Source organism: Thermococcus sp. (assembly GCF_027008145.1).
GTDB lineage: Archaea > Methanobacteriota_B > Thermococci > Thermococcales > Thermococcaceae > Thermococcus.
This window is the reverse complement of sequence record NZ_JALTCZ010000090.1, coordinates 1-2,396: the sequence shown is the minus strand read 5'-3', so window position 1 is coordinate 2,396 and position 2,396 is coordinate 1. Positions and strand designations below refer to the sequence as shown.

Below are 2,396 nucleotides of genomic sequence, written 5' to 3'. Positions count from 1 at the left end.
GTTTCCCGAGGTAGGGCTCCGTAACTATCGCGTCAAAGCGTTGCCTGAAACAGCGCTTCAGCTTCCTCGCATCGCAGACTTCTAAGTGAGCCGAGCTCCTAAGGTGAAACTCCTTCCTCAGCCAGGCAAGGTTCCTCTTGGCTTCACTCACCCTGAGCTCGTCCCGGTCGCTACCGTAGCCTGAAAGCCCCTGAAGAACGAACTCCTGGAGGATCGTTCCTATCCCGCAGAACGGGTCGAGGAAGGAGCCTTTTCTCACCCCGGGGAGGTTCACCATTATCCTCGCGAGCCTCGGCGGGATCGAGAGTATTGGCTTCTGAACGGGTCTTTCAACGTCGAGCTTCTTCAGCTCGAAGGGGTCGGTGACCTTAACCGTCTCGCCGACGAGGAAGCTTCCATCATCGCGGAACAGGAAGACGAAGTCCTTAACCTCCGGAAAGCCCTTCAGAATGAGTTCAGCGGGCATGGAATAGGTCTTTGCCGGCTTGAAGAACTTCGCCGGGCCTTCGGCCTTAAACTTCTTCTTTATCTCGCTCCCGAGCTTCCTCCAGAGCCTCCAGTCATCCCTCCCGTAGAGGCTGACCGTGAAGAGCTTTGAGTATTCGAGGTCTTTTATAGCTTCCTCACCCTCGCCGATTACCTTCACCAGCTTGAGAGAACCGCCGAGCCAGCGGAAGTACCTCTCAACGCTACCCTTCGCCTCAAAGACGAGACAGTTCTTTCTCTCCTCTATTATCCTTGCGCCAACCTTAAACTTCCTTGAGAAGGAGAGGAACTCGGCTCTGGCCAGCTCGGGGTTCTTCCCCGGAATTAGTGCATACATGCTCCGTGCTTTGGGCAACCTTTTAAAAATCTTCCTGGTAATTTATTTGAGTTCCTCCCGGTGATGTCGATGCTCGTCCAGGAAGTTCTTGAGTCGGTCGCCTCGATACCCGACCCCTACGTCAGGGTCATAACCTATGCGAAGGTTGGGGAGAGGCTTGCAAAGGCAAGAAAACCAGTTTTTAAGGACGCCTTCATAAAGGCCCTCGAAACCGCGAAGGAAGTGGATGATCCGCTGAAGATGCTCCAGGCCCTGGTTTCGGTCGGTTACATGATGGGCAGAGCCGGGATACGCTCCTACAAGAGGGTCTTCCTCCAAGTCTCCGAAGATTCCGCCCTTCTCCCGGACAAGCTCAGGGACGGGGTTATGCGCTCCATAGCACTCTCCCTCCTCCGCCTCGGAGAGATAGGGGAGGCCGTGACCTATGCGGTTGAAATAAGGGACCAGCGCCTCAGGCAGGAAACGATGGTCTTTATAGTGAGGCAGGTTGCCCGGTCGATAGAGAGGAAGCCCATAAGGGTTGCTTACAGCCTGAGGAAGATACGTCTCGCCCTCGAATACATAACCGACGAACCATACCGCTCAAAGGCCCTTCTGGAGCTTATGAAAGCCTTTATAGCCCTGAAGAGCTACGAGAACGCACTGGCCACCGTCAGAGGGATGGGGAGCAAGGGGTGGGCCAGGCAGGCTTTCAAGGAGCTAATATACCGCTTGAAGGCTCAGGGGGCCCTTGAGGAGTACATCGGCCTGATAGAGGAGCTCGCCGACGAGATGGTCGGGCGCTTCGGCGAGTCCTTCACCCAGGAGCTTGCAACTGCCTTTGCCCTCAGCGGAAGGGGGGATGTTGCTGCAGAGCTCATGGAGAGGCTTGGGGACGAGGGGGAAACGGTGAAGCTGGCCCTTGAACTGCTCAGAAAGTATCCAAGGGTTCTGCCGTCTTTCCTTAAGGCCCTTGAACCTGAGACGGCACTCTCGGTCGGGAAGGCTGTTATGAACGCCATCCTTGAGAGGCCGGAGCGGGGGGATTGGGAGGTAATAAAGGCGGTGGTTGAGAAGGCCGGTAGCGAGGATATACTCGCCAAAGTTGCGAGGTTCTACGTCCTGAAGGGCCACGCCGAAGAGGCCAGGAAGATAGGATCGGCACTCGATGACCTGCATCTCCGCTCCGTAGTCATGGCCGACGTTGCGAGGCACTACCTCGGGGCAGGAGACATTGACAGGGCCATCAATGCAGCCCTTGAGGTCAGGGATACCGGATACACCTCAATGCTGATGTCCGAGATACTTGTTAAGGCCCTTGAGGCTGAACTGGGTGGTGGCGATGGAAAGGTTGGCAAGTCTCCTGAAGAGAAGGGAGGATAGAATAGACTTCCTGAAGGATTTGATAACGCTCCTCATCGAGGACTATGAGCTCTACTCCGAGGACGTCCTCTTCAGGGACGCCGTCGAGGAGATACACTCCATCCTCCGTTCGGCAGTTCTTGAGGGTAAGTCTGAGCTGATAGATGCCTATGAGCTTTCCGTTCTTTTGAGGGCCTCACTCGAAGGTGAGTTCCCCGAACCAAAGGTCCTC

At 55.7% G+C, this 2,396-nt stretch carries 3 protein-coding genes; 2 read left to right on the top strand and 1 reads right to left on the bottom strand.

The window, feature by feature from the left end:
• Positions 1 to 823: site-specific DNA-methyltransferase (locus MVD07_RS04420; RefSeq protein ID WP_297499099.1), on the bottom strand; the 823-nt coding region annotated here is incomplete at its 3' end.
• Positions 824 to 886: 63 nt separating this feature from the next.
• On the opposite strand from MVD07_RS04420, the gene MVD07_RS04415 reads away from it, so the two are divergent.
• The gene (locus tag MVD07_RS04415; protein WP_297499097.1) at positions 887 to 2,185 is read left to right on the top strand and encodes a prenyltransferase; all 1,299 of its coding nucleotides are present in this window, start codon (positions 887 to 889) and stop codon (positions 2,183 to 2,185) included.
• Positions 2,145 to 2,396 (top strand): hypothetical protein (locus MVD07_RS04410; protein WP_297499101.1); only part of this gene is annotated, 252 nt, incomplete at its 3' end. The genes MVD07_RS04415 and MVD07_RS04410, both read left to right, overlap by 41 nt.

What these genes read in the sequence shown, in the direction of transcription:
- MVD07_RS04415 (WP_297499097.1), top strand. Translation starts at nt 887, where the DNA reads ATGTCGATGCTCGTCCAGGAAGTTCTTGAGTCGGTCGCCTCGATACCC.